The following is a 19,369-nucleotide window of genomic DNA, read 5'->3' as shown; positions in this document are numbered from 1 at the left end:
CGCTGTCGGACCGCTTCAATAAACATCCCGCACATAGCGCTTTTCCTTCACCATGCGGCCCACGTAGTCGCGCGCCCTGTCGTCGCTCATGCCGCCCTGCTGAACCACCACGGATCTCAAGGCAGCATCCACATCCTTCGCCATGCGGCTGGCGTCGCCGCAAACATAGAAATGCGCGCCTTCCTCGAGCCACTTCCAAAGATCGGCGCCCTGCTCCCGCATCCGGTCTTGCACGTAAATCTTCTCCGCCTGGTCGCGAGAAAACGCAAGATCAAGGCGGTTCAGCAGGCCCTTGCGACGCATTTCATCGAGTTCATCGCCGTAGTAATAGTCGGTTGCGGCATGCTGCTCGCCGAAGAACAGCCAGTTGCGGCCGGTATCGCCGCGGGCCTCGCGCTCATGCAGGAAGCCACGAAACGGCGCCACGCCCGTACCGGGACCGACCATGATCATGGGTGCATCGCCATTGCGCGGTAGGCGGAAATGCGCCGACTTTTGCACGAAAACAGGGACGTTGGCGTCTTCTGCGCGATCGGCCAGGAAAGTCGATGACACACCCTTGCGATGACGCCGCCCATTGTTGTAGCGTACCGCCGACACGGTCAGGTGGATCTCGTCGGCATGCACCTTGGGACTCGACGCGATCGAATAAAGGCGCGGTTGCATGCGCTTCAACATTCCAGTCAGTTCATTCGCGGAAAGCTTCACCGGGAACTCGTGCAGGACGTCCGCCAACTGCTGGCCCCAGAGCCATTTCTTCAGATCAGCCTTGCGATCTTCCCGGAGCATGTCCTTCAACGTGCCGTTGTCTGTCCGTGCCGCAATGAACGCAAGCGCGTCAGCGCTTGGCCGCGCGATTTCGTAATGCTTGCCAAGTGCATCGGCCAGGCGCATCTCGCCCGCACCCGTTACTGTGACAGGCGCATCGGGCGAAAGATGGCTCAGGCCGATGAGTTCATCGACGAGTTCAGGGCAGTTACTCGGCCACACGCCCAAGGCATCGCCGACTTCGTATTCAAGGCCCGAGTCCTTCGATGCTAGCGAGAAATACCGTGTGTCCTTCGTCGCGCCCTGCTTGTTCAACCGCAAGTTCTTTACAAGCCGCGACGTAGCCGGATGCGCCTTCGAAGCAACAGTCCCAGGCAAAACGGAAGGGATCATTCCATCGGCGGCAACTGCATGCAGCGCTTCGTCTTCCGCCTTGATGCGCGCGGCAATCCGTTCGAGCCAGGCGTCGGCATCGGGTTGATATTCGACATCGCAGTCCACGCGGTCGGCGAGGCGTCTAGCGCCGCGCTCCAGCATGCGTGCATCCAGTTTTCGTCCGTGGCCGCAGAACGCGTCGTAGTTGCGATCGCCGAAAGCGAGCACCGCGTAATGCACGGTGTCCAGACGCGGTGCGTTATCGGCTTGAAGTTCGGCCCAGAAGCTTTGGCCGTTATCGGGTGCATCGCCATCGCCGAACGTGCTGGTCATCAGCAGCACGTATTGCGCTTTTTCCAGGCCCGATACCGCAAAATCATCCATGCACGATGTACGAATCTCGAAGCCCGACTCCATGAGCTGAGTCGCATAGCGCTCGGTCAACGATTCGATGTTGCCTGTTTGCGATGCCCACAACAAAGTGACCTTCGGCCGTGCCCGCACGATGCGAACCGCCGGTTCCTGTACCGGTTGCTGGAGGGCTGAGGCCCCTTCCGCGCGGCTGAACAGACCGGCGAGCACGCCATCGAACCAAAGGCGGGTCTGCGGGGCAAACGGGGCGCTCACCGGCAGCACGGGAACACCGTGAGTCGCGCGCCCTTCGTTCGAACGCAACCCGCTCATGAATCCGGCTGCATACAAACGCTCCGCGTCGCTGAGTTGCGGCGCCGGCGTTTCCGGAATGCCGAGCAACGTGGAAAGAGCATCTATGCGGGACATGTCCGGTTCCTGAGTGATGTCGGTGTGATCGTCGTGCGTATCGGGTATGACGTCGCTCGTTCCAGGCGCAACGCGACTCAGCGCAACGGCGCAGAACTTGAATTCGGGCTGCTGCGAAATGGGATCGACCGCATCATTGGTCACCGCGTTGATGCAAAGCTCGTCACCATAGACATCGTTCCAGTGCATCGGCGCAAAACAGTTGCCGGCGCGAACGCGATCTGTCACGACGGCCGGCAACACAGCACGACCGCGACGCGACCTGATCTCGACGGCGTCCTTCGTTTCAATGCCCAACGCCGCCGCATCTTCAGGATGGATTTCCACAAAGGGTTTCGGGTTCAGCTTGTTGAGCATTGCGACCTTGCCGGTCTTCGTCATGGTGTGCCACTGATGCTGCAAGCGACCTGTGTTCAACACGACAGGACGCTCCACGTCTGGCATCTCGGCTGGCTGCACGTGCGGGCGCGCGAAGAACACAGCCTTGCCGCTCGCGGTTGGAAACACGAGCCGAGGACGGCTGCCATCGGGCGACACTTTCAATGTCTGATGTACACCATCGTTGATATAACGCACCGGGTTGCGATCAGATGCCGCGTCTCTCTCAACGGGCCATTGCAGTGGAGACTCGCGCAGCCGTTCATGGCTCGCGCCGCGCAGGTCGTAGCCGGTCTTCGCGTTCGATGTCCGCACGATCTCCGCAAACACATCTTCTGCCGATGCATAGCTGAACGCATCGGCGAAGCCCATTTCGCACGCCACTTGCGCGACGATCTGCCAGTCGGGCATGGCCGTTCCCGGCGGATCGACAGCCTTTTGCGTGAGCGTCATATTGCGCTCGGAGTTGATCATCACGCCTTCGGCTTCGGCCCATAACGCGCCGGGCAGAAGGACATCGGCGTAGCGGTTGGTCTCGGTATCGAGGAAGGCGTCCTGCGTAATGACGAGCTCCGCGGCCTGCAATCCCGCGATCACGGTCTGGCGGTTCGCCACGCTTGCGACCGGGTTCGTGCAGATGATCCAGCACGCCTTGATGCTGCCGGCGGCCATGCGCGAAAACATATCCACGGTGCCGTTCCCCACCGATGTCCTGAGCGAGCCTTCCGGAATGCGCCACAGGTCTTCAATGAACTTGCGGTCTTCATCGACGAGCACCGAGCGCTGCCCCGGCAAGCCCGGACCCATGTAGCCCATCTCGCGGCCGCCCATCGCGTTGGGCTGACCGGTGAGTGAGAACGGGCCGCTGCCGGGACGACAGATCTTGCCCGTCGCGAGATGCAGATTGCAGATGGCATTCGTATTCCACGTGCCATGCGTGCTCTGGTTGAGGCCCATGGTCCAGCAGCTCATCCACTCCGGCGCTTCACCAATCCATTGCGCCGCGCGACGGATATCGGCTTCAGGAATGCCGGTGATCGCGGCGACCTTGGCGGGCGTATAGTCCGCGAGAAATGCGGGCATTGCGTCCCAACCCTCAGTCGCTTCATCGATGAAACCTGCATCCGTATGCCCGTTTTCGTACAACAGATGCAGCAAACCATTGATCAGCGCGAGGTCGGTGCCGGGCTTGATCTGCATGAAGAGACCGGCTTTGTCGGCGGTAGCGTTGCGGCGCGGATCAACCACGATCAGCTTCGCGCCCGCCTTCACGCGGTCCATCATGCGAAGAAACAGGATCGGGTGGCAGTCGGCCATGTTCGCGCCGATCACAAAAAACAGGTTGGCCTTGTCGATGTCCTGATACGACCCCGGCGGCCCGTCCGCTCCCAGCGAAAGCTTGTAGCCGCTGCCTGCGCTCGCCATGCACAGCCGCGAGTTGGACTCGATATTGTTCGTGCCCACGAACCCCTTTGCGAGCTTGTTGACAAGGTACTGCGCTTCTATCGACATCTGGCCGGAGACGTAAAAAGAAAGCGCATCGGGGCCGTGTTTGTCCAGGATGGCGCGCAGGCGGTGAGCGGTGTCGGTCAGCGCCTGTGTCATCGGAAGCGGTACTGGGTCCTGACCGCGTGCGTGACGAATAAACGCGCTTTCAAGGCGCCCCGATTTGCGCAAGGCAACGTGCGCGGACTGTCCTTTCGTGCAAAGACGCCCGAAGTTGGCAGGATGTTCCTTGTCACCCGACACCTTGACCACTTGCCCGTCCTCGACATGCAGGACCATTCCGCAGCCAACGCCGCAATAGGGGCAAACAGACTTGACGGTACCGGTGTTCATATCGGTTAGACCGCGACCCAGACTTGTCCGTCTTCAACGCGCGTTGCAAACGCGTTGACCGAGTTCGCGGGAATCTCGAGGCACTCGCCGGTGCGCAAGTCAAAGTGATGCTTGTAGATCGGCGATGCAACCACAATGCGATCGCCCAGATTGCCGATCAGTCCGCGCGAGAGCACCGAGGCCTGCGATCCCGGATCGAAGTTATCGATGGCGAACACGCCGCCTTCGCCATCGGCGAGATGAAACACCGCGACTTGCGTGCCGTTGATCAGCGCGCATACGCCGGTGTTCGGCAGGATGTCATCGAGCGCGCATACGGGCACCCACGCTGCGGGAATTCGATCAATGTTCATGACGCCCTCCATCAAACGGTTTCGACAACGACAGGGATGCCGATCAACTTGCGTTCAGCGGGCGTAGCGGGACGAATCTGCCCGCGCTCCTCGACAAAACTCACGTTGTTATCGGACGCGTCGCTGTTCACGAAATGGCGGAACCGCTTGCGGGTTTCGGGATCGGTGACGGCTTTTTTCCACTCGCACTCGTAGGTATCGGCGACGTGCTGCATCTCGGCTTCGAGTTCGGCGGCGAGGCCGAGCTTGTCGTGCACGACAACATCGATCAGATAGTCGAGACCGCCTTCGAGGTTGTCGCGCCAGACACTCGTGCGCTGCAAGCGGTCAGCGGTGCGCACATAAAACATCAGGAAGCGGTCGATGTATTTCACGAGCGTCACCGCATCCAGATCCGCCGCAAGGAGTTCAGCGTGGCGCGGTTTCATGCCACCGTTGCCGCAGACGTACAGGTTCCAACCCTTCTCGGTCGCGATGATGCCGACGTCCTTGCCCTGCGCTTCCGCGCATTCGCGCGTGCAGCCGGAGACGCCGAACTTGATCTTGTGCGGCGCGCGCAAGCCCTTGTAGCGGTTCTCGATATCGATCGCGAGGCCCACGGAATCGCCCACGCCAAAGCGGCACCACGTCGAACCAACGCACGACTTCACGGTACGCACCGCCTTGCCGTACGCGTGGCCCGATTCGAACCCGGCGGCGATCAGTTCTTCCCAGATGAACGGCAGTTGCTCGACCCGCGCGCCGAACAGGTCGACCCTCGCGCCGCCCGTTACCTTCGTGTAAAGCCCGTACTTTTTCGCGACCTGTCCGACGGCGATCAAACCATCGGGTGTCACTTCGCCGCCCGCCATGCGCGGCACGACGGAGTACGTTCCGTCGCGCTGGATATTCGCGAGGTAGTAGTCGTTCGAGTCCTGCAGGCTCGCGTGTTCCTTCTTCAACACGAACTCGTTCCAGCACGATGCAAGAATGCTGCTCACTGTCGGCTTGCAGATATCGCAGCCCAGTCCATGACCGTGTTTGGCAAGCAATTCGCCAAAGGTCTTGATGCGCTCGACGCGCACAAGGTGATAAAGCTCCTGCCGCGAAAACGCAAAGTGCTCGCACACATGATTGTTGACCGCGAGCCCTTGCTTCTTCATCTCGGCCTTCATCACTTGCGTGACGAGCGGCACGCACCCGCCGCACGATGTTCCTGCCTTGGTCGCCGACTTCAATGCGCCAATGCTCATCGCGCCGGCACACACGGCTTCGCAAATCGTCCCCTTCGATACGTCGTTGCACGAGCAGATCTGCGCCGAGACAGGAAGCGCATCGACGCCAAGACCCGGCTTCTGCTGGCCATCGGAAGAAGGGAGAATCAGGAACTCTGGCGACTCCGGCAACTCGATGCGGTTCAGCATCATCTGGAGCAAAGTGCCGTACTCGTTCGCGTCGCCGACCATCACGCCCCCGAGCAGGAACTTGCCGCAATCCGACACGACGATCTTCTTGTAGACCTGCTTGCGTTCGTCGCTGAACTGGTACGCACGGCTGCCCGGCGTCTTGCCGTGCGCGTCGCCAATACTTGCCACGTCCACGCCCATGAGCTTCAGTTTCGTGCTCATGTCGGCTCCCGCGAACGCATGCGCTTCGCCGAGCAACTGCTTCGCGACCACGCGCGCCATGTCGTAACCCGGCGCGACGAGACCGAACACTTGCCCTTGCCACAACGCGCATTCGCCGATCGCGTAGATGTGTTCGTCGCTCGTCACGCAGTTGTTGTCGATCACGATACCGCCGCGCGCACCTACTTCGAGGCCGCTGATACGAGCGATTTCGTCCCGCGGTCGAATGCCGGCCGAAAACACGATCATGTCGGTATCGAGATGCGTGTCATCGGAGAATTGCATGCGGTGCGTGCCCGCTTCGCCGTCAATGATCGCGACCGTATTCTTCTGCGTATGAACCGTCACGCCCAGCTCTTCGATCTTGCTGCGCAGCACGCGGGCGCCGCTGTCATCGACTTGTACGGCCATCAGGCGCGGTGCGAATTCCACCACGTGTGTCTGCAGTCCGAGATCGCGCAACGCCTTCGCGCATTCCAGTCCCAGCAGACCGCCGCCCACGACCGTACCGGTCCGGGATCGCGCGCCGCATTCCTTCATCGCTTCCAGATCTTCAATCGTCCGATACACAAAGCAGTCAGCCCGGTCGTTACCCGCCACCGGCGGCACGAACGGATAGGACCCGGTTGCGAGAACGAGCTTGTCGTAGCCCAGCACTTCGCCGCTCGACACGGTCACCGTCCGCGCCATGCGATCGATCGACACCGCTTTCGCGTTGAGCTCGAGCCGCACGTTCTCGCGCTCGAAGAATCCCGCTTCGACCAGTGACAGATCCTGCGCCGTCTTGCCGGAGAAAAATTCCGACAGATGCACGCGATCATAGGCGGGTCGCGGTTCTTCGCAAAGTACGGTGATGTCGAGTCCATGCCCTGCTTTTTCGGCGATGCATTCGAGAAGCTTGTGCCCCACCATTCCATGACCGATGACGACGATTTTCATGATGTGAACGCTCTCAGTTTGCAATGCTGTTATTGATGCCCAATGCGTCCGCGCGCAATTCGGCTTCGCGTGCCTTGTGCTCGGTGCTGAAGCGCACGGCCAGCGCGCAGAGTGCGGAGATCGAGACGAGCACGCCGAGCATTGCCAGGGTTTGCTGGACGTTGCCGAGACCTTTCATCAGGAAGCCTGCCGCGACGGCGCCCACGTTGCCGCCCGCGCCGATGATCCCGGCCACGCCGCCAAGCGCCTTGCGGTCGATGAACGGCACTAGCGCATATGTCGCGCCGCACGCCATGTGAGTGAACAGACCGAAGCAAAGCATCGCGATAACGGCGAGCCCGACACTGGTTTCACGCGAAAACCAGTACAAGCCGAGGCCCTCGCCTGCGATCAGCACGAACAACAAGGTGGAGCGCACATCGAGTCCGCGGCGCGCGGCAAACTTGTCGGACAGCCAGCCGCCCAGTGCGCGTGCGAAGAGCGCGAGCAAGCCGAAGCTTCCCGCTGCAAGGCCCGCGGTTTTCAACGAAAGATGGAAATGGTTGACGTAATAGATCGCGGCGATGTTATGGATGAACACCTCGACGCCAAAGCACGCGGCGTAGGTCACGAACAACATCCATACGCGATAGTTCGCGCACGCCGCACGAAAGCTCGCCCAGCCGCCTTTCTTGCCGCCATCGATTGTGATGCCTTGCGCGCGCAGTTCATCGAAGTTGCCTTGCGGGCAGTCTTGCGTCAGGCGCCAGTAGAACACCGCCATGAGCGGCATGGCGAGGGCCGGCACCACGAGCGCGTAGCGCCATGCCGATGCATCGCTTGCGCCCAGGGCAAGCATTGCTGCGAGCAACAAGGGCACCAGCGCTTGCGCCGCGCCCGCGCCTGCATTGCCCCATCCGGCGCTCGTTGCGTTAGCCGTGCCGACCACGTTCGGCGCGAACATCACCGAGGTGTGATATTGCGTGATCACGAAACTCGCGCCCACTGCACCGATCCCCAGACGCGCAAGAAGAAAGCTCGTGTAACCGCCTGAAAGCGCTGCCGCCAGCACTGGAAAAGCGCCCAGGACAAGCAACGCCGTATAGACCTTGCGCGGGCCGTATCGATCGCACATCGGGCCGATGATCAGGCGTACGAGGATGGTCGCCGCGACCGCTGCAATGTTGATGTTCGCAACCTGATCGATCGACAGACCGAACTCGCGCTGGATCAATGGCATCAGCGGCGCGCATGCGAACCACGCGAAGAAGCACACGAAGAATGCCATCCACGTGAGATGAAAAGCGCGCATTGGCGCCGTGCGAAAACTGAAGAGGTCGATCCGCGTTGCTTTATCTGACATGGCCGTTCCACAAAACAAAAAGGCGTCCCGTGATTCCAGCCAGTTGACTGAATTCAGGGGACGCCGTTGTCCAAGAAGCCCATAGGGGCTGCTGCAATAGGGTGCTGCAGTACGGTGCTGCGTGAGGCAAAAAGACGAGATCGTCGTTGATCCGTTGGCGATATCGAACGCAAGGTGTATGCCATGCGGGCTCGGATACGGCAGTACGGGGCTCTACGGGGTTTGTCGTCAATTCACGGAATGAGTGCCGATGCTTTTTGATGCAGCAAAGCACAGCTACGGTGCGCTGCAGCACTGCACACGTGCGAGCAGACGAATGGCGTTCACGTCCGTGCTTGCTTGCGCGTGTTGGCCTGCTTATTGCATTTACGTTCAAGCGCATGGCAACGACGTCTTGCGCTTACTTTCGGCGATCCAGGACAACGGCGTCCCTTCGTGCACAAGCACGAGCGGATGCCGTTTTGTTTTGGAACGCCGCCAAAGGACATCATCATCATGACTACCGGCAAGGTTACTTTGCTAAGCGCAGGCCCGGGCGACCTCGACCTGCTGACCATTAAGGCCGCGAAAGCGCTCGCACTCGCCGATATTGTCTTGCTCGACGATCTGGCTAACCCCGGGATCGCCTCGTTGGCGCCACGCGCACGCGTGATTCGCGTGGGCAAGCGCGGCGGATGCAAATCGACGCCGCAGGCTTTCATCGAACGGCTGATGCAGCGTTATGCGTTGAAGGGCCTGCACGTCGTGCGCGTGAAAGGTGGCGACGCGCTGTTGTTCGGCCGTGCCGGCGAAGAGCTCGCGGCGTTGCGACGTGCGCAAATTCCCGTCGATATCATCAACGGGATATCGTCGGGTTTTGCGGCGGCGGCGAGCCTGGGTGTATCGCTGACGCATCGCGAGCATTGCCAGGGCGTGACCTTCGTCACCGCGCACAAGCAGGACCACGGAGAGCCGAACTGGACCGCGCTCGCAGCGACCGGAACAACGCTCGTCATCTATATGGGCATGACCCGCATCGAAAACCTGTGCGCTTCGCTCATGAGCGCGTTGCCCGCTTCCACGCCCGCGGCCGTCGTGCAGTGGGCAGGGACGCCGGCAGAGCATCGATGGCTCGGGACGCTGGATCGGCTGGCTATCGGTGCAACCGAAGCCGGTTTGACGAGCCCTGCCGTGATTCTGATAGGCAACGCGATTGGCGAGGCCATGCAGTGGGTCGAACAACCGGCGCCCAATGTCCAGCGCGCCGCTTGATCTGCGCGATTTGCCCCTGAAGTGCCTTCGCTGCTCCTGAATAAAAATACCGGCACTTGCCCCATGCTTCGCGTGCTTCTCGTCACCGACACTGACAAACCCATCGGCGATTTGCGCCAGGCACTTGCACGCCTGGGTTATGACATGCTCGCCGAAGTCGCGACCCCGGCGGCCTTGCCGAGAGTGGTGGAAGAGCAGCGTCCGGACGTAGTGATCATCGATACAGAATCGCCATCGCGCGACACACTCGAGCAGCTCGCCGTGATGAACGAGACCGCGCCGCGGCCGGTCCTCATGTTCAGCAACGATGGCGACCAGCAACTGATCCGCGATGCCGTCGGCGCCGGCGTCAGCGCGTACCTCGTGGAAGGGCTCGAAGCGGAAAAGCTCGCGCCGATTCTAGAGGTCGCGCTCGCGCGTTTCGCACGCGAAGTGCAATTACTCAAACGCCTGGCAGATGCCGAGACGGAACTCGCGGACAGAAAGCTCATCGACAAAGCCAAGCGCCTCCTGATGGACCGGCGCAAGATGTCCGAGCAGGACGCGTACGCCCTGCTACGCAAAAGCGCGATGGACCAGGGGATGAAGCTCGCTGAAGTCGCCCGGCAACTGGTATCGATGGCTGATCTATTGGGGTAGCCTGCAACGACATGAATATTTCCTCGCCCTCTTCCATCGGCAAGCCCGAGAAAACGCATATACGCCTCGGCTTCGTGGCGTTGAGCGACGCTGCGCCGCTCGTCGCCGCCAAGGTCCTCGAGTTTGGTCATCGTCATGGCCTGACGCTCGAGTTGTGCAGGCAGCCGTCGTGGGCGGCGGTGCGCGACAAGCTGCTTTCGGGCGAGATCGATGCAGCGCATGCGCTATATGGTCTCGTGTGCGGCGTGCAAATGGGTATCGGCGGACCGCAGGGCGATATGGCCGTGCTCATGGTCCTGAATCGCAACGGGCAGGCGATCACGTTGTCGAACCGGCTGACCGCGGCGTTGAAACAGCACGGCAACCTGAAAGACGCGCTTGCCACGCTAGGGCGTCGTCCAGTGTTTGCGCAGACTTTCCCGACCGGCACCCACGCCATGTGGCTTTACTACTGGCTCGCGTCTCAGGGCGTGCATCCAATACGCGATATCCGCAGCGTCGTGATCCCGCCGCCGCAAATGGTCGACGCGCTGATTGACGGAGAACTCGACGGCCTGTGTGTCGGCGAGCCCTGGAACGCCGTGGCCGAAGCGCGCGGCGCGGGCAAAACGGTCGCGGTCACGAGCCAGATCTGGCCGGAGCATCCGGAGAAAGTGCTCGCGAGCCGCCGCGATTTTGTGGCGCAAAACCCGAACACATCGCGCGCGCTGATCCAGACCATGCTGGAAGCTTGCCGATGGCTCGATTACCCGAAGCATCGTATGGATATTTCAGCGTGGCTCGCGGCACCCGATGTGGTCGACGCGCCGCAAGCGCTGATCGAGCAACGGCTGCTCGGCCACTACGACCCGGCGCAGTTCGCCGTGCAGCCGCCGGGCGTCAGTTTTTTCGACGACGGTGCCGTGAATTATCCGCGCGCCTCGGATGGCCTCTGGTTCCTCACGCAATACCGCCGATGGGGAATGCTCTCTGGCGATCAGGACGATGCCGCGATCGCCGCCGCGCTCTCGGAGACAGCGCTGTATTGCGAGGCGGCTGCGTTGATGGAAGTGCGCGTACCCGAAGAACTACGCGCCGATGTTCTTATCGATGGCCAAATGTGGGATGGGCAAGATCCGGCCGCTTATCTCGATGGATTTGATTTACGCGCGTAGCCTTCAGCAGGTTTGCCTGAAAAACGCCGCAATCATCTAATAAAAAGAGACATACGTGCGCGTTTCTCTTCCGCCATCCAACAGTCATGGTCGACGAAACCGCGTAAGCGGTCGACTGCCTCGATTGGACACTCCGATTTGAAAGATGGCGCTGCACTCGACCGAATGGCCGATGCATCCGCTTTACCATTGCCAACACCCCTCCTGTTAGCCGATGCTTGATTGGTTACGCCCTCCCGGCTTAGGCGCTCTCCGCGTCGATACCGTGGAACGCATCGTGCTTCGTGGCATTACAAACCGTCAGAACTTACCGCTAAACGAATTTGAGGCTGCCATGAGCACGTTGTCGACCGAGAAACTCCAGGCTGTCGTTAAGAAGGATGCATCCTGGGTCATGGGCGCCCTCAAGAAATTCGGCGAGGACCGGTGCGCGGCAATGGCAGCAAGCATCGCGTTCTACTCCGCGTTTTCGCTCGCTCCCACGCTGGTCATGGTGATCGCAGTCGCCGGCTGGGTATTCGGCGCCGAAGCGGCGCGCGGCCAGTTGTTCCACCAGGTCAACGGCATGCTGGGCGATCAGGCCGCAGCAAGCGTGCAAAGCATTGTTGAAAATGCGCATCGCAGCGGCGGAACCGGGATCGCGGCCGTCATCTCATTCGTGCTGCTGGCGGTGGGTGCATCAGCGACATTTTCATCGCTCAATACAGCACTGAATCTTGTCTGGCCGCTCGCCGGAGAGCAAAGGTCAAGCGTCTTTGCGTTGGTGCGCGTCCGGCTGATCTCGTTCGGCCTCGTACTGGGCGTGGCTTTCCTGCTGATCGTGTCGCTCGTGCTCGATACCGCCATCCAGGCCGTCGGCAAATGGCTGTGGGGCGATTCGTCGTTCGTGATCATCGGCGACATTGTTCAGCTTGGCGTGGGTCTTGTCATCTTGTCCATGGCGTTCGGCGCCCTGCTGAAATTCCTGCCCGATGCCCGCGTGCAGTGGCGCGACGCGCTGGTAGGCGGCCTGGTCGCGGCCATCCTGTTTTCTGTCGGCAAGAAATTGTTCGCGTTTTACCTGACCCATGCCGGTACGGCCAATTCGTTTGGGGCAGCGGGTTCGCTCGCGGTATTGCTGATGTGGCTGTACTTCTCGGCGGCGGTGTTGCTGCTTGGCGCGGAATTCTCTGCTGCGCGCGCACGCCTTCATGATCCGCGCGGCGCATGGGGCCAGCAAAGCGGCCGTGTTCCGCCCGGCAGCCGCGCCAAGATCGGATCGATGCTTGCGGGGTCCACTATCAGCGGACGCTCCACGGATGCATCTGTCGTCGAATCCCACAGCGCTGCGCTCACAGCTGGCGCGGCGCGTACGTCGATAGAACAGCGTGCCGAGCGCTCGCAGAAGCTCACGCAGCAAGCACGGAAAAAGGTCTCGGCGTTGAGTACGGCACTCACGCTCAGCCGTAAGCTCGCCAAAGCGGAAACGACCGCCACCAGAGCGACGGCGCAAGCCATGCTTGGTTGCGGCAGGAAGGCGGTGCGGGCGAATGACCTAGTGCGGCGTCATCCGTGGCGCGCCGTGCTGCTCGCGGGTGGGGCAGGCATTGCGCTCGCGCTGCTGTCGGGGCGGGATCAGCCGCCGCGCATGGACTAAAGGGGCAATGCCCGGCATCGTTCTGCGGTGCCGGCTTTCTTCAAAAAGGCTGTATCGAGTAATACGCCATAACGTATTGCTATAACGCTGAATTAGTAAAAAACTAATAAAGATTTGGACCGACTTCTACCGGCCATTCATTAACGGGAACTTTCGCAGGAAAGTCCAGTCCCGCTTATTTCAATAGATGAATCCCGCGCTAAGCCCTTGACAGGCTTGACTGCAATGCTTCTTCCTGTTCAACGCGCAAAGTGTCTGATTTTCGAGACACGTTTTATTTTCTGGTTCTTCACTGTTGTAACGCTGCGTTATTCTCTGCGCCGGCAACAACGAATTTAAATCTTCGCGTGGAGAACTCGATGAAACGTTTCGCACTGACTTCCCTTTCGCTGGCACTGCTCGGCGCAGCTGGCGCAGCCCAAGCGCAAAATAGCGTGACGCTGTACGGCGTGATCGACTCGGGCATCGGCTATGTGCACAACCAGACTGGAGATCAGAAACTGGTCGGCATGATCAACGGCAACCTGTCGGGCGATCGTTGGGGCTTGAAGGGTCAGGAAGACCTGGGTGGCGGCCTGAAGGCGATTTTCCAGTTGGAAAGCGGCTTTGACGTCGGCACTGGCCGTCTGAACCAGGGCGGCCGCGAATTCGGTCGTCAGGCGTTCGTTGGTTTGACCGCCGACCAATACGGTACGGTCACGATCGGTCGTCAATACGATCCGCTGGTCGACATGGTCCAAGCCATCACGGCTGATAACTACTTCGGTTCGCCGTTTGCATCCCCGGGCGACGTAGACAACTACGACAACAGCTTGCGTGTGTCGAACGCTGTCAAGTACGTGTCGCCGAACTGGGCCGGCCTGCAGTTCGAAGGTTTGTATGGCTTCAGCAACCTGGCTGGCACGACCGGTCAAGGCCAGACGTGGTCGGGCGCCGTTGCGTATAACAACGGCCCGTTGGGCTTGGCTGCTGGTTACTTCTACTCGAGCAACCCGAGCGGCGGTCGCGGTCCGGCATGGAACAGCCCGTCGTCGGATTCGCTGTTCAATGGCCCGATCAACAACGGCTATACCACGGCACACTCGATCGGTATCGCTCGCGCTGCTGCTCAATACGCAATCGGCCCGGTAACGGTCGGCGCGTCGTACAGCAATGCGCAGTACGCACCGGACGGTTTCTCGGCATACACGTCGACGCAGAAGTACAACATCGGCAACGCGTTCGTGAACTTCCAGGCTACCCCGGCTCTGCTGGTGGGCGCAGGCTACACGTACGAAAAGGCGAACGGCGATACGTCGGCCAAGTACCATCAGGCTTCGCTGGGCGCGGACTACTCGGTTTCGAAGCGCACGGACTTCTACGCGGTTGCGGCTTATCAGCACGCAAGCGGTACGCAAGCTACGTACACTTCAGACGGAGTTCGCGTCAATCAGTCGGCACAAGCTTCGATCGGTTCGTACGGCTACGCTGGTACGAGCACCCAGGAACTCGTGATCGTCGGTATTCGTCACAAGTTCTAAAGCTGGATTCGAAGCCGATTACGGCTTCGGTTCAGAAACAGCCATCGGCTACAGGTCGATGGCTGTTTTTTTATCTGCCACCGTCAAGACGTGACGACCATCGAGCAAAAAGCCCGCCGTCTTTCGACAGCGGGCTTTTTTCGTGTCGGCATCCGGCGGAAAACCTACTGCTGAGATCGTCCGGTATCCGGCTGCATCAGCGTCTGGAACGGCGGCGCCGATGTATCCGGCTGCGTCAACGCGTCGCCGTGCACCACGCGCGGCACGCTCGATACCGTCTCGCGCGCCCGCAGCGGCACATTTGCCGGATCGGCCCATGTGGGATTCGGAATCTCGCCGAAGATCTGCCGCAGGCGTTCGCCCCACGTGCGGTGGATCATCTGGAAATACTGGTTGTCGTGATCGAGCGTGGAAAAACGCGTTACCTGCAGCGAGTCTTTCTCGTAGACCAGCAGATCGAGCGGCAAGCCTACCGACAGATTGGATCGCAACGTGGAATCCATCGAAACCAGCGCGCACTTGGCGACTTCGTCGAGCGGCGTGGAGGGCGTGATCACGCGATCGATGATCGGCTTCCCATATTTCGATTCGCCGATCTGGAAATACGGGCTCACCAGCGACGCTTCAACAAAATTGCCCGCCGAATAGATCATGAACAGGCGCGTGTTCGCGCCGCGAATCTGTCCGCCAAGAATGAAGCTGCAATTGAAGTCTACACTGAATTCCGCGAGCGTCGCCGCGTCCCGCCTGTGGACCTCGCGAACGGCTTCGCCAACGAGCCTTGCCGCATCCGCCATGGAAGGCGCGTTGTAGAGCGTGAGCTTGTCTTCAGGAGCCGGTTCCGACAACAACTGCATGACAGCTTGCGTCAAGGCCAGGTTGCCGGCCGCAAGCAGCACCAGGACGCGATCGCCGGGTTGTTCGAAGACCGCCATCTTGCGGGCCGCGCTGACGTGGTCGACCCCGGCGTTCGTGCGTGTATCGGACAGGAAAACCAGTCCTTCGTCAACGCGCATTGCCACGCAATAAGTCATCCGTCGAATCCCTGAAAGAAGCAAACCAGTATTGTAAGCGCGCTCTCGCCGAACCGGGCCAGAAAGGTGCTGAAAAACGTGTGCCGAAACTCACCGTTCATTTACTTTTAACATATCGGCAAATCCGGCGTGCACTTGAGCGAAAAGCAACGGTGCCGCCTGGTTACTGATCGGCCATTGCCTGCACCGATACATCCACGCTCATGCGCTCTTCCTTGCCGCCCACCCGCGAGCCGCGCACCGGCGCCGCGGCTTCGTAGTCGCGCGCAACAGCGAGCCGGCAGTATCGGCCGCTCGCGAACGCGGCGTGCGTCACATCCACCGATACCCACACGTCGTCGAGCCACACATCCACCCACGCGTGGCTTGCGGCATGCGGCACATCGCCCGGATCGATGTAACCGCTCACATAACGCGCGGGCACGCCACGCGAGCGGCAGCAGGCGAGCATGAGATGCGCGTGATCCTGACACACGCCGTTGCCGAGTTTCAGCGCTTCAGCCGCCGTGCTCGTGACGGCTGTCACGCCCGCCTTGAACTGCACTTTCCCTTCGATGTTCTCAGCCAGCGCAATCAGTGCCGCCGGCGAGTCGATCTTCGATACAGAATGCGCGAGTTCGCGGATCGACGCATCGGCTTCGGTCAACGCCGTGTGACACGTGTAATGCTGCAGCGGAATCCGGCCGGGGCCGTCGTTGAGGCGGCCGCCGTCCAGCAAGGTGGTCTCGACCTGCCCCGTCACCGACAGGTTGATCTCGGTATGCGGTTTGGTCAGCACGAGCGTATGCAGGGTGTTGGAATACGCATCGCGAGTGACGTCGAGCTTGCCGACGGTATCGATATGCCAGCGCCGCACCATCTGCGCCGAGCCGTTGGCCGGCGTCATGCGCAGTTGCTGAATGGAATACTGCACGGGCACGGCGTAACGGTAACTTGTGTGATGCCGAATGGTCAGAAGCATGATTTTTCCCAGTACGGATGCGTTCAGGCGAGAGGCAACATGAGAAACGTACGCATCACGCGTACACCCAACTCATCGACCCGTTTCAGGAATTGCGTCAAATAGGCGTGCACACCGGTTTCGAGAATCTGGCGGATATCCGTGTACAGCACGTCGGCGCGCAGCTTGCCGGCAAAGCGCTCGCAATCGTTCGATCCGTTCGTGCGCAGCTTGTCGAGCGTCTCGCAAACGCCATCGAGCGATGCCAGCAACGAACGCGGCATTTGCGCGTTGAGGATCAGCAACTCGACCACGCGCGAAGGCGTCACGACATCGCGATACACCTTGCGGTAGATTTCGAGCGCCGACACCGAACTCAATATCGATGTCCAGTAATAGAAGTCTTCGAGTTGCCGGGCGGCTTCGCGGGAGTTGGGCTCGGCATCGGCAAAACGCACGTCCAGGATGCGCGCCGTGTTGTCCGCGCGTTCCAGGTACATGCCGAGCTGGATGAACCAGAAGGCGTCGTCGTGAAGCGCCGTGCCGACCATGACGCCGCGGCACAAGTTCGAGCGGTACTTGACCCATTCGAAAAGCGTATCCGGGCTGTTTTCGAGTTCGCCGGCGGCGAGCTTTTCGCCGAATTCGAGCCAGGTGAAGTTGATGGTTTCCCAGGCTTCAGTGGTCAATGTGCCGCGTACGGCGCGCGCGTTTTCTCGAGTCGCGTGCAGACACGAAATGATGCTCGACGGATTGCCCGAGTCGGCAACCATGAAATGCAGCATGTCTTCGAGCGAATCCGAACCCGGGAAACGCTGCTCGAAAAATGATTCGAGCTCCGAAATACGTAACACTGAGCGCTGCGCACGCGCGATCTGTTCGGGCGTCTGCGGCAGCAGCATGCCCTTCAGGTTGATGTCGAGCATGCGTGCCGTGTTCTCTGCCCGCTCCATGTAGCGGGCCATCCAGAAAAGGTGATCGGCTGTACGGCTTAGCATCATGATGGCGTTCCGTTGTTATGCAGCGCTGAAACCGCGCCACGCTCGAGGCCGTAGCCCTTCGAGTGATTAATCCACCATCCAGGTATCTTTCGTGCCGCCGCCCTGCGACGAATTCACGACCAGCGAACCCTCCTTCAATGCCACGCGCGTGAGGCCGCCGGCGGCCATCGTCACTTCCTTGCCGGACAGCACGAACGGCCGCAAATCAATATGTCTCGGCGCGATACCCGATTCCACGAAGGTTGGACACGCGGACAACGCAAGCGTCGGCTGCGCGATGTACCCATCGGGCCGCGCGATCAGGCGTTCACGGAAGGACTCGATCTCGGCTTTCGTCGATGCCGGCCCGACCAGCATGCCGTAGCCGCCCGCGCCGTGGACCTCCTTCACGACGAGCTCCGGCAAATGCGCGAGCGTGTACGCGAGATCGTCAGGCTTGCGGCACTGGAACGTCGGCACGTTGTTCAGGATCGGCGTCTCGCCGAGGTAGAACTCGATCATGTCGGGCACGAACGGGTAGATGGATTTGTCGTCGGCGATGCCTGTGCCCATTGCATTCGCCAACGCCACACGGCCCGCGCGATACGACGTCAGCAAGCCCGGCACGCCCAGCGCCGAGTCCGTGCGAAACGCGAGCGGGTCCATGAAGTCGTCGTCGAGCCGCCGGTAAATCACATCGACGCGCTTCGGCCCCTGGGTCGTGCGCATGAAGACATAGTTTTCATCGACGAAAAGATCCTTGCCCTCGACCAGTTCCACGCCCATTTGCTGCGCGAGGAACGAATGCTCAAAATACGCCGAGTTGTACATGCCAGGCGTCAGCACGACCACGTTGGGATCGTCCACACCGGCTGGCGCGATTGAGCGCAGTGTCTCCAGCAGCAAATCCGGATAGTGCGCCACCGGCGCAATGCGGTTCTGCACAAACAGTTCCGGGAAGAGCCGCATCATCATCTTGCGGTTTTCGAGCATGTACGACACGCCCGACGGCACGCGCAGATTGTCTTCCAGCACGTAGAACTCGCCCGCGTCGCCGGCGCGGACCACATCGACACCGGCCACGTGCGCATAGACATCGAGCGGCACATCCACGCCCTGCATCTCCGGCCGATACTGCGCGTTGGTGTACACCTGCTCAGCCGGGATCTTCCCCGCCCGGACGATGTCGTGATCGTGATAAATATCGCGGATGAACATGTTCAGCGCACGCACGCGCTGCCTGAGACCCGCTTCGAGCTTGCGCCATTCATCCCCGGGGATGATGCGCGGAATCATGTCAAAAGGAATCAGGCGCTCGGTGCCGGACAAGTCGCCATTTACGGCGAACGTGATGCCCACGCGCCGGAACAGCAGGTCCGCTTCGGCGCGTTTGCGCGTGATGGTTTCGGGGCTTTGCGTGGAAAGCCACCGGGAAAACCGCGCGTAGTGCGCCCGCACGGTTTCTTCGTGACGCATTTCGTCGTAGATCTGCATCTGTGCGTCCTTTTTTGATCGCGGCGCGAATGCCGCTCGTGGGTGGATTGGCGGTATAGATGCTGCCGCCTGGCCACGCCTTTTGTCCGACGCTCTCGTAGTTTCAGTATCCCCAATAAAGCAACAGCCGTGCCATTTTTTAATACTTGTTTTTACTCATTGTTTTGGCGGGTTATGCGGGGGCGCTGCTTCAAACAGGTGCGACCGGATTTCGCCGATGCCAAGCGTCATCCGCGCCCTGCCCCCGTTTGGTGCACGGCAGGTCAGGTCACGGATTATTGAACGTGGATTTTCGAGGCGGTGTCCAACGCGCGGCCGGCATTTACCGCCGCGCATTGCA

13 protein-coding genes are annotated in these 19,369 nt (G+C 60.6%); 5 read left to right on the top strand and 8 right to left on the bottom strand.

Annotation, left to right across the window (positions count from 1 at the left end):
- Nucleotides 1-15: 15 nt before the first annotated feature.
- Genes AXG89_RS21255 through AXG89_RS21240 form a run of 4 tightly spaced genes read right to left on the bottom strand, consistent with a single transcriptional unit; the run spans nt 16 to nt 8,381 of the window.
- On the bottom strand, nt 16-4,140 hold the full coding sequence (locus tag AXG89_RS21255) for a sulfite reductase subunit alpha (protein ID WP_062172311.1): 4,125 nt from the start codon (nt 4,138-4,140) through the stop codon (nt 16-18).
- A 5-nt stretch (nt 4,141-4,145) separates the two neighbouring features.
- Nucleotides 4,146-4,493, bottom strand: coding sequence for a nitrite reductase small subunit NirD (gene nirD, locus AXG89_RS21250; protein ID WP_062003619.1), 348 nt, complete (start codon nt 4,491-4,493; stop codon nt 4,146-4,148).
- Nucleotides 4,494-4,504: 11 nt separating this feature from the next.
- Nucleotides 4,505-7,039: a nitrite reductase large subunit NirB gene (gene nirB / locus AXG89_RS21245; RefSeq protein WP_062172310.1), complete on the bottom strand. Its 2,535-nt coding sequence runs from the start codon at nt 7,037-7,039 to the stop codon at nt 4,505-4,507.
- A gap of 13 nt (nt 7,040-7,052) precedes the next feature.
- A complete protein-coding gene (locus AXG89_RS21240) occupies nt 7,053-8,381 on the bottom strand; it encodes an MFS transporter (RefSeq protein WP_062172309.1) in 1,329 nt (442 codons plus the stop codon).
- A gap of 495 nt (nt 8,382-8,876) precedes the next feature.
- Between AXG89_RS21240 and cobA the strand changes: the two genes are divergently transcribed.
- The 5 genes from cobA to AXG89_RS21215 all read left to right on the top strand — a co-directional run bounded on the left by cobA (nt 8,877) and on the right by AXG89_RS21215 (nt 14,581).
- Nucleotides 8,877-9,632, top strand: a complete 756-nt coding sequence (cobA, locus tag AXG89_RS21235; protein WP_062172629.1) for a uroporphyrinogen-III C-methyltransferase — start codon at nt 8,877-8,879, stop codon at nt 9,630-9,632.
- Nucleotides 9,633-9,695: 63 nt separating this feature from the next.
- A complete protein-coding gene (locus AXG89_RS21230; RefSeq protein WP_062172308.1) occupies nt 9,696-10,271 on the top strand; it encodes an ANTAR domain-containing response regulator in 576 nt (191 codons plus the stop codon).
- Between the two features lie 11 nt (nt 10,272-10,282).
- Nucleotides 10,283-11,425 (top strand): CmpA/NrtA family ABC transporter substrate-binding protein, encoded by a 1,143-nt coding sequence (locus AXG89_RS21225; RefSeq protein WP_062172307.1) that lies wholly within the window; start codon nt 10,283-10,285, stop codon nt 11,423-11,425.
- 334 nt (nt 11,426-11,759) lie between these two features.
- On the top strand, nt 11,760-13,061 hold the full coding sequence (locus AXG89_RS21220; RefSeq protein ID WP_062172306.1) for a YihY/virulence factor BrkB family protein: 1,302 nt from the start codon (nt 11,760-11,762) through the stop codon (nt 13,059-13,061).
- Between the two features lie 359 nt (nt 13,062-13,420).
- Entirely contained in the window at nt 13,421-14,581 is a 1,161-nt protein-coding gene (locus tag AXG89_RS21215; RefSeq protein ID WP_062172305.1) for a porin, read from the top strand.
- Between the two features lie 164 nt (nt 14,582-14,745).
- Here the strand turns inward: AXG89_RS21215 and AXG89_RS21210 are convergent, their stop codons facing one another.
- From AXG89_RS21210 to AXG89_RS21195, 4 genes are all read right to left on the bottom strand, one after another.
- On the bottom strand, nt 14,746-15,615 hold the full coding sequence (locus AXG89_RS21210) for a proteasome-type protease (RefSeq protein WP_075358928.1): 870 nt from the start codon (nt 15,613-15,615) through the stop codon (nt 14,746-14,748).
- Nucleotides 15,616-15,778: 163 nt separating this feature from the next.
- On the bottom strand, nt 15,779-16,576 hold the full coding sequence (locus AXG89_RS21205) for a transglutaminase family protein (RefSeq protein ID WP_062002542.1): 798 nt from the start codon (nt 16,574-16,576) through the stop codon (nt 15,779-15,781).
- Between the two features lie 23 nt (nt 16,577-16,599).
- Nucleotides 16,600-17,553, bottom strand: coding sequence for an alpha-E domain-containing protein (locus AXG89_RS21200; RefSeq protein WP_062003617.1), 954 nt, complete (start codon nt 17,551-17,553; stop codon nt 16,600-16,602).
- A gap of 69 nt (nt 17,554-17,622) precedes the next feature.
- Entirely contained in the window at nt 17,623-19,029 is a 1,407-nt protein-coding gene (locus AXG89_RS21195) for a circularly permuted type 2 ATP-grasp protein (RefSeq protein ID WP_062002541.1), read from the bottom strand.
- Nucleotides 19,030-19,369 lie beyond the last annotated feature (340 nt).

The organism is Burkholderia sp. PAMC 26561, from assembly GCF_001557535.2.
Lineage (GTDB): Bacteria > Pseudomonadota > Gammaproteobacteria > Burkholderiales > Burkholderiaceae > Caballeronia.
The sequence above is the reverse complement of the archived record's forward strand: the minus strand, read 5'-3'. Positions and strand labels throughout refer to the sequence as shown.

Bases quoted from the DNA above. Each gene is read 5' to 3' on its own strand.
- AXG89_RS21255 (WP_062172311.1), bottom strand. From the start codon at position 4,140: ATGAACACCGGTACCGTCAAGTCTGTTTGCCCCTATTGCGGCGTTGGC.
- nirD (WP_062003619.1), bottom strand. From the start codon at position 4,493: ATGAACATTGATCGAATTCCCGCAGCGTGGGTGCCCGTATGCGCGCTC.
- nirB (WP_062172310.1), bottom strand. From the start codon at position 7,039: ATGAAAATCGTCGTCATCGGTCATGGAATGGTGGGGCACAAGCTTCTC.
- AXG89_RS21240 (WP_062172309.1), bottom strand. From the start codon at position 8,381: ATGTCAGATAAAGCAACGCGGATCGACCTCTTCAGTTTTCGCACGGCG.
- cobA (WP_062172629.1), top strand. From the start codon at position 8,877: ATGACTACCGGCAAGGTTACTTTGCTAAGCGCAGGCCCGGGCGACCTC.
- AXG89_RS21230 (WP_062172308.1), top strand. From the start codon at position 9,696: ATGCTTCGCGTGCTTCTCGTCACCGACACTGACAAACCCATCGGCGAT.
- AXG89_RS21225 (WP_062172307.1), top strand. From the start codon at position 10,283: ATGAATATTTCCTCGCCCTCTTCCATCGGCAAGCCCGAGAAAACGCAT.
- AXG89_RS21220 (WP_062172306.1), top strand. From the start codon at position 11,760: ATGAGCACGTTGTCGACCGAGAAACTCCAGGCTGTCGTTAAGAAGGAT.
- AXG89_RS21215 (WP_062172305.1), top strand. From the start codon at position 13,421: ATGAAACGTTTCGCACTGACTTCCCTTTCGCTGGCACTGCTCGGCGCA.
- AXG89_RS21210 (WP_075358928.1), bottom strand. From the start codon at position 15,615: ATGACTTATTGCGTGGCAATGCGCGTTGACGAAGGACTGGTTTTCCTG.
- AXG89_RS21205 (WP_062002542.1), bottom strand. From the start codon at position 16,576: ATGCTTCTGACCATTCGGCATCACACAAGTTACCGTTACGCCGTGCCC.
- AXG89_RS21200 (WP_062003617.1), bottom strand. From the start codon at position 17,553: ATGCTAAGCCGTACAGCCGATCACCTTTTCTGGATGGCCCGCTACATG.
- AXG89_RS21195 (WP_062002541.1), bottom strand. From the start codon at position 19,029: ATGCAGATCTACGACGAAATGCGTCACGAAGAAACCGTGCGGGCGCAC.